Raw genomic sequence first — 6,845 nt, 5'->3', positions numbered from 1 at the left:
CACCCACCCCGGGGCGGGGCGTCAGGCCGGCGCCGGGGGCACCCCAGCCGGCCCCAGGACGCACGCCGGCGCCGGAGGCCGGGCCGCCGACGCCGCCGCGGATCGGACGCGCCAGGGATCCTGCGGTCAGCAGGTCTGCCCCGAGGGCGAGGGCCAGCCCGGCGGTGGCCGCCCACCTGAGCCCTTGGAGCGAACAGCGGACAGCCATGGCAGGCACCAGCGGGATACCCCACTCTGGCCAGAACGGATTGGGTTGGCCGCACCCGTCACCTCCCCGCCATCGCCGTGCCAAGCCGGGCCTCCAACGCACGACCCAGGCCCGCCTGACACCTGGCAAAGCCCTCCGGCCCGGGCCCCGACCCGGCCTTAGCGTGCCGCCACTTGAGCCGCCCCCATGGTCCCGCAGGTCAAGCCAGCCGGGCGGCCCGCCGGCACCACCCGCCGGCTCGTGGCCGTGACCGCCGAGGGCGTGGCCAGTGGCGCGCCGCTGATGGTGGGCAGCAAGCTGCTGCAGGGCTGGCTGACGGCCAGCGGCGTGCCCCTGGCCCTGATCGGCCTGATCCCACTGGCGGAGCTGCCCTACACGCTCAAGCTGTTCTGGGCACCGCTGCTGGATCGCTGGCCGATCCCCTGGCCCGACCGGCGCCGCGGCTGGCTGCTGCTGATGCAGCTGCTGCTGGTGGCCGTGATCGCCGCCATGGCGCTGCTGCGGCCCAGCACCGACCCCGCCAGCCTGACCGCCATTGGCGTGGCGGCCCTGGTGCTGGCGATCTGCAGCGCCACCCAGGACATCGCCGTGGATGCCTACCGCACCGACCTGCTGCCCGAGGCGGAGCGGGGACCGGGGGCGGCAGCGGCAGCCCTGGGCTATCGGGCCGCGATGCTCGCCGTGGGGGCCGGGGGCTTCCTGCTGGCGGACCGCTACGGCTGGCCCGCCGCCTTCCTGGCCGCCGCGGGCCTGGTGGCCGCCGTGGTGCCCTTCACGCTCACGGCCCCGAAGCTGCGGCCGGTGGAGCATGCGGTCACCAGCCTGCGCCAGGCGGTGCTGGGGCCGGCGCGGGAATTCGTGCGGCGGGCCGGGCCAAACCGCACCTGGCAGCTGTTGCTGCTGGTGCTGTTCTACCGCTGGCCCGACGGCCTGCTCAGTGCCATGGCGATCCCCTTTCTGAAGCTGCAGGGCTTCAGCGATGCGGACATCGGCCTGGTGCAGGGCGGCTGGGCCATCGGCGCCACCATGGTCGGCACGCTGCTGGGGGGTGCCCTGTTCGCCTGGCTGGGCATGAACCGCTCGCTGTGGCTGTTCGCGATCGCCGGTGCCGCCGGCAACCTGAGCTACTGGGCCCTGGCGCGCTTCGGCGGCGGCTTCGCCGGCCTGATCACGGCGGTGAGCCTGGAGAACCTGAGCGGGGGCATGGTGGGGGCGGTGTTCGTGGCTCTGCTGATGAGCCTGTGCAACCCCCGCTTCTCCGCCACCCAGTACGCCCTGCTCTCGGGGGTCTATGCCATGAGCCGCTCGGTGCTCTCGGCGCCGGCGGGGGTGGTGGCCGAACGGGTGGGCTGGCCCGGCTTCTTCCTGTTCACCGTGCTGGCCTCGCTGCCGGCCCTGCTGCTGCTGGCGCGGCTGGCTCCCTGGGGCGAGGCGGAGGCGCGGGGGGCGTTCGATCCCGAGCGGGATCCCACCTGAGGTCAGGGCCGATCAGGGTGTCCCCCACCGGTCTGCATCAAGGGCCGGGCTGCAGCGTGATCACCACATTGCCCACCTTGTGGCCGGCATCGACGTAGCGGTGGGCCGCCACGATCTGCTCGAACGGATAGCGGCGATCGATCACCGGCCGGTAGTGGCCGGCCTCAGCCAACTGGGCCAGACGCTTCACATCCTCAGTGCGCACGGCCACCGGCCCGGCGATCACCGTGTAGCCAGTGGTGAGGGAGCGCCAGGGGGCCAGGAGCATCTCCGGCAGGTCGGCCAGCACCTGCAGCAGGCGGCCACCGGACGCGAGCGAGGCCCGGCTGCGCCGGAACGGGGCCGTGCCCACCGTGTCCAGGATCAGGTCGTAGCGCTCGCCGTTGCGGGTGAAGTCCTCGCGGGTGTAATCGATCACGTGGCTGGCCCCCAGGGATCGCACCAGCTCCGCCCTGGGGCCGCTGCACACACCGGTGACCAGGGCGCCGCCATGGCGGGCCAACTGCACCGCCGCCGTGCCCACCGCCCCCGAGGCACCGTTGACCAGCACGCGCTCGCCAGGGCGCAGTTTCCCCCGCCGCAGGAAGTCCAGCGCCGTGGTGCCGCCAAAGCAAAGGGCAGCAGCCTCGGCGTCGCTGAGGTTGGCGGGCGTCGGGGCCAGGGCACCGTCCTCCGGCATGCAGACGTAGTCCGCATGGCAGCCCATGGCGGCATCCCGGAAGGCGATGACCCGATCGCCGACCCGGAAGCGGCGCACATCCCGGCCCACCGCCGCCACGACCCCCGCCAGCTCCGTGCCCAGGATCGGCTGCCGGGGCCGGGACAAACCCAGCACCAGCCGCAGGATCGGCCCGAAGCCGGCCGGTACGGTGAGACTGCGCACCCGCCAGTCAGCGGAACTGACCGTGGTCGCCCGCACCTGAATCAGCAGCTCCTGGCGCCGCGGCCGGGGCTGTTCCAGCTCTCGGAAACGCAGCAGCTCGGGGGGGCCGTACCGCTCGCAGACAACGGCCCTCATGCAGCGGATGCCATGGAGCCTGACCGTAGTCAGCCAGGGGCGCGCGGAGTTCGGCAGGGAAGGAACTCGCTAGGGCGCCAGCCGGGCGTCGCACCGAAAGGTGCGCCCAAGGGTTGGCGCTAGGGCGCCAGCCGGGCACGGTGCAGCCGGCTCTTCTCGTACCAGGCCCCGATCTCCGGCGCCCAGGCCACGAAGTGGGGCCAGAGCAGATCGCACAGCACCCGGATCTCCTCCTGGGCATCGAGCTTGGCCCGCAGGTCCATGAAGTGCAGGAAGGCCCGCAGGCTGAAGCTCACCACGAAGTGCTGGCGATAGTCGAAGGGGAGGATGCCGCGGGCATGTTCCTCTGCGAAGCCGGCATCGAGCAGCTCGGCGTAGCGCTCAGCCGCCGCCTGGCAGAGCTGCAGGTCCCTGGCCCGCTGCTCCGCGGTGTAGGCGTACTTCTTGCCCTGCCGGTCGCTGTAGCTGCCCACCGGCCGCAGGTAGAACACCTCCTCGAGCTCCAGCTCGCCTCGGGCGGCGCGGCGGATGCGGTCGCCCGTGTAGCGCATCGACTGCACATCGAAGCTCACCCCCACCCGGTGGGTGCGGGCCTGCTGCATCACCGAATGGGGAAACCAGCCCACATTCAGCACGATCTGGGCATGCTCCAGGGGTCCGTAGTGGCCGCGCTCACCAGCCAGCAGCCGCTTCACGCAGATCTCACCGGCCCGGGTCTCATCCGGCCAGTCGGCCCGGTCGGCCGCCACGAAGCCCTCCGAGTAGTCCTGGTGCATCGCCGCGTAGATGCACTGCTGAGGGTTGGGGGTGGCGGCGATCAGCTCGACCCGGAAGCGGTTCATGCGGGGGCGGGAGCAGGCGATGCGCGCCGCACCCTAGGCCCGCTCAGGGCAGCTGGTAGGGCACCCGAAAGCCCCGTGATCACACGCGGGTTCGGGCCGCGGGCCCCCCACGCCTCGCGGGGGACAACTCACGGGTTCAGCCGTGGCTGCGGGGGCCGGCAAGGGGGGCCGTGGCGGCGGCACCAGCCTGGCTGAGGCTGCTGACCGTGCCGACGCCCGCCAGCCTGGGCAGGGGCGCGGCGGCGATCAGGGCACCGGAGAGGGCCTCCAGCTCGGGGCGGCTGCGGGCGCCCAGCGAGCGGCCCACGGGATGGCCATCGGCGGAGAACAGCTCCAGCTGGGGAATGCCGTTGACCTCAAACCGATCGAGTTCGGGCTGCCAGCGCGGGTTGTCCACGTTGAGCAGCACCACGTCGAGGGCGCCGCGGTGCTCCTGCTCGATCGCCTCCATCGCCGGCGCCATCGCCTGGCAGGCCTCGCACCAGTCGGCGTAGAACTCCACAAGGGTTGGGCGGCCGTTGGCCAGGGCCACCGGCAGATCCAACGACTGGCGCGCCAGCTTCTCCAGGGGCGCGGCGGGCTGCAGCCCGCCGCGCAGGGCAAACAGCGCCACGGCCAGCAGGGCCGCCAGGGCCGCCAGCAACATCCGGGCCCGACGATCCAGCAGCGGGCCAGGCGGCGGCAGCGGCTGCGGACGGGTCGGGGCGGCGGAGGGCTCGGAACTCACGCGCAGGGGCGCACACGGGATCTTCACTCTGCCAGCGCCATCGCGGCAGTGCGGCGCCCGCGCGTGGCGGGTCAGGGCGCTGGCAGAACCCGGCAGCGGCGGTGGGAGTCCGGGCACAGCGGAGATGGGGCGGACGAATGTTGCTACGGTCCGTGCTGGCGGAAGCCGAAGCGTGAAGCGGCGCATCACCCTGCATTTCCCCCGCGAGGCGGTGCACCAGCCGATCACCTACCGGCTGGCGGTGGAATTCGACGTGGCCGCCAAGATCCTGCGGGCCCAGATCGCCCCCAACCAGAGCGGCACCATGGTGGTGGAGCTCTTCGGCGACATCGACGACCTCGACGCCGCCGAGCACTGGCTCGAAGGCCAGGGGCTGGCCCTCAACCGCGCCCAGGGCCAGATCCGCGTCGACCTAGACCGCTGCGTCGACTGCGGCATCTGCTCCAGCGTCTGCCCCAGCGGCGCCCTGAGCAGCGCCCCACCGGCCTGGCGGCTGCAGTTCGAAGCCCGGCGCTGCCTGGTCTGCGAGCAGTGCATCCCCAGCTGCCCGCTGGAGGCCATCGCCCTGGTGCTGGATCAGCCCAGCGCCGACCTGCCGGCCGTGCGGAGCCTGTCCTGATGGCCCTGCTGCGTCTGCTGATCCTGCCGCTGCGGGCACCGATGCTGCTGGTGCTGCTGCTGGTGTGCATCTACCAAGGGCTGCACTGGGCCGACGTGGGGCGCCAGGTGGCCAGCATGCCGGCGGTCGTGGGCGAAGGGGCGATCCTGCGCGATCTGTTCTGGCCCCTGCAGTGCGGCCAGGCCCTGCTGGTGGTGGTGCTCTGCACGATGCCGGACCTGCTGCTGCGGGAGCTCTCCCTGCTGATGTCCTCCAGCAAGGCCCTCACGCTGGTGGTGACCCTGCTGGTGGTGATCACCGGCGGCCTCTACCTGATGCACCTGAGCGTGTTCGCCGAGGTGCTGGTGCTGGCCTGCGCCGTTCTGCTGGCCCGGCTCGACCTCACCCGGCTGCGGATCGTGCCGCCGGCCTGGCTGGCCGTGACCTCCCTGGGCCTGCTGGTGCTGACGGGGGTGTGGATCGGCAAGCAGCTCCACGCCGGCCTCGATCGCTTCATTGGCTGAACCCGGTCCCTCCCCTCAGCAACCGGGTTCCTCGGGCAGGCCGTAGCTCCAGGCGTTGCCCAGCACCTTCTTGGTGTAGAGCCGCGTTTCCGGATAGGGGATGGCCTCCGTCCACAGCTCGGGCTCGCGCCGCGGGTCGGGGCGCCCCGCCCCCAACCAGCTGGCCACCGCCCCTGGCCCCGCGTTGTAGCTGGCCACCGCCAGGAAGGGCTGCCCCTGCCACTGGTCGAGCAGCTGGCGCAGGAAGCGGGCCCCCAGCACGGTGTTGCGCTCCGGCTGCTGCAACGCCTCCAACGACTGGGGCTCGCCGGCAACCTCGGCGGCCGTGGCCGGCATCAGCTGCAGCAGGCCCACGGCGCCGACCACCGAACTCACCCCCGCCGTGAAGCGGGATTCCTGCCGGGCCACGCCGAACAGCAGGTTGGGATCCAGCCCAGTCTGGGCCGCGGCCTGGGCAAAGGCGCTGCCGTAGCGGCGGGGGGTCAGCTGCTGCTCCCGCTGCCACTGCACCCTGCAGCTCCCGGCCGGCAACCGCAGGACAGCCTGGTCGAGCTGGCCCAGGCCGGTCCAGTCGTCGCCGATGCCGGTGCGCAGCCGGCCCTCCAGCAGCAGCTGCCCGGGGCCCTCCGGCGGGCGACCCCCACGGCGGGTGCGCCACAGCTCCCAGGCCTCCAGGGGCAGATCAAGGCGCCAGAGCCGATCCAGCAGCGGATCGCCGCTGGCCAGCGGCTGCCAGGGCAGCTCTCGGGCTCCAGCAGCGGCACTGGCCTGCGGCTCGCGGGGATCGCGCTCCTCGACCTCCCCCAGCCGCACCCGGGCCCGCCAGCCGTAGTAGCCACCAGGGGACAGGGGCAGCAGCTGGCGCCAGAAGCGCTCCGCCCCGGCCCGATCGCCCAGGTGCTCGGCGGCCAGGCCCTGCCAGAACAGCTGGCGGGCGGCCAAGGGGGCCGGCAGCTGGTCGGGGCGCAGGGCGGCCAGCAGGGTGGAGGCCTCGCCCCACTGGCCCTTCAGGGCGGCGGCGCGGGCCAGCTCCCACTGCAGATCCCAGCTGGCCGGATCGCGGGGCCAGCGCTGCAGCACCCCCCGCCAGGGACGGCGGCGCTCCAGGGCCAGGCGCGCCTGCACCGGCGCGCTGTCCTGCAGCGATGGGGGGAGCTGGGCCAGGCGGGCCAGGGCGGCAGGATCCTGCTGCTGGCTCAGCAGCGCGGTGGCCTCCAGGGCTTCAGGGCTTGCAGGAAACCGACGGGCCAGCGCCAACAGCCGGGCTTCGCCCTGGGCCTGGGCCGGGCCCTCGCCCTTGAGCAGGGCCTTGCCCAGGCTCAGCTCCAGGGGTGCGGAGCCAGTCGCGCCCCGCAGGCAGGCCAGGGCCGCCGGACCCGCCCCGAGCTGGGCCAGCCCAGCCGCCAGCTGGCCGCGCTCGGTGGCCGAGGGGCGCGGCCCCCGGGCGGCGCA

General features: G+C 73.3%; 7 protein-coding genes and 1 pseudogene. 3 read left to right on the top strand and 5 right to left on the bottom strand.

The annotated features are described in order from the left end of the window. Window positions 1-208: pseudogene (locus tag CJZ98_RS18465) on the bottom strand (hypothetical protein); the annotation flags it as partial. Between the two features lie 186 nt (window positions 209-394). Between CJZ98_RS18465 and CJZ98_RS14765 the strand changes: the two are divergent. Continuing rightward, window positions 395-1,684, top strand: coding sequence for an AmpG family muropeptide MFS transporter (locus tag CJZ98_RS14765; RefSeq protein ID WP_094591888.1), 1,290 nt, complete (start codon window positions 395-397; stop codon window positions 1,682-1,684). Window positions 1,685-1,721: 37 nt separating this feature from the next. Here the strand turns inward: CJZ98_RS14765 and CJZ98_RS14760 are convergent, their stop codons facing one another. From CJZ98_RS14760 to CJZ98_RS14750, 3 genes are all read right to left on the bottom strand, one after another. After that, window positions 1,722-2,702, bottom strand: coding sequence for an NAD(P)-dependent alcohol dehydrogenase (locus CJZ98_RS14760; RefSeq protein ID WP_094591887.1), 981 nt, complete (start codon window positions 2,700-2,702; stop codon window positions 1,722-1,724). A 119-nt stretch (window positions 2,703-2,821) separates the two neighbouring features. Then, a complete protein-coding gene (thyX, locus tag CJZ98_RS14755) occupies window positions 2,822-3,544 on the bottom strand; it encodes an FAD-dependent thymidylate synthase (protein WP_094591886.1) in 723 nt (240 codons plus the stop codon). 136 nt (window positions 3,545-3,680) lie between these two features. After that, window positions 3,681-4,190 carry a thioredoxin domain-containing protein gene (locus tag CJZ98_RS14750; RefSeq protein ID WP_094591890.1) on the bottom strand — a complete coding sequence of 170 codons (510 nt, stop codon included), beginning with the start codon at window positions 4,188-4,190 and terminating at the stop codon, window positions 3,681-3,683. 253 nt (window positions 4,191-4,443) lie between these two features. On the opposite strand from CJZ98_RS14750, the gene CJZ98_RS14745 reads away from it, so the two are divergent. Next, a complete protein-coding gene (locus CJZ98_RS14745; RefSeq protein WP_094591885.1) occupies window positions 4,444-4,890 on the top strand; it encodes an NIL domain-containing protein in 447 nt (148 codons plus the stop codon). Further along, window positions 4,890-5,393, top strand: a complete 504-nt coding sequence (locus CJZ98_RS14740) for a hypothetical protein (RefSeq protein WP_094591884.1) — start codon at window positions 4,890-4,892, stop codon at window positions 5,391-5,393. The genes CJZ98_RS14745 and CJZ98_RS14740 overlap by 1 nt, the downstream gene beginning before the upstream one ends. 15 nt (window positions 5,394-5,408) lie before the next feature. On the opposite strand, the gene CJZ98_RS14735 is transcribed toward CJZ98_RS14740, so the two are convergent. After that, a partial coding sequence (locus tag CJZ98_RS14735) for a lytic transglycosylase domain-containing protein (RefSeq protein ID WP_232756506.1) occupies window positions 5,409-6,845 on the bottom strand: 1,437 nt, incomplete at its 5' end.

Origin of the sequence: Vulcanococcus limneticus LL, from assembly GCF_002252705.1 — a bacterium.
Lineage (GTDB): Bacteria > Cyanobacteriota > Cyanobacteriia > PCC-6307 > Cyanobiaceae > Vulcanococcus > Vulcanococcus limneticus.
The sequence above is the reverse complement of the archived record's forward strand: the minus strand, read 5'-3'. Positions and strand labels throughout refer to the sequence as shown.

Excerpts from the sequence above, each read along its gene's own strand:
- CJZ98_RS14765 (WP_094591888.1), top strand. The coding sequence starts at position 395 with ATGGTCCCGCAGGTCAAGCCAGCCGGGCGGCCCGCCGGCACCACCCGC.
- CJZ98_RS14760 (WP_094591887.1), bottom strand. The coding sequence starts at position 2,702 with ATGAGGGCCGTTGTCTGCGAGCGGTACGGCCCCCCCGAGCTGCTGCGT.
- thyX (WP_094591886.1), bottom strand. The coding sequence starts at position 3,544 with ATGAACCGCTTCCGGGTCGAGCTGATCGCCGCCACCCCCAACCCTCAG.
- CJZ98_RS14750 (WP_094591890.1), bottom strand. The coding sequence starts at position 4,190 with ATGTTGCTGGCGGCCCTGGCGGCCCTGCTGGCCGTGGCGCTGTTTGCC.
- CJZ98_RS14740 (WP_094591884.1), top strand. The coding sequence starts at position 4,890 with ATGGCCCTGCTGCGTCTGCTGATCCTGCCGCTGCGGGCACCGATGCTG.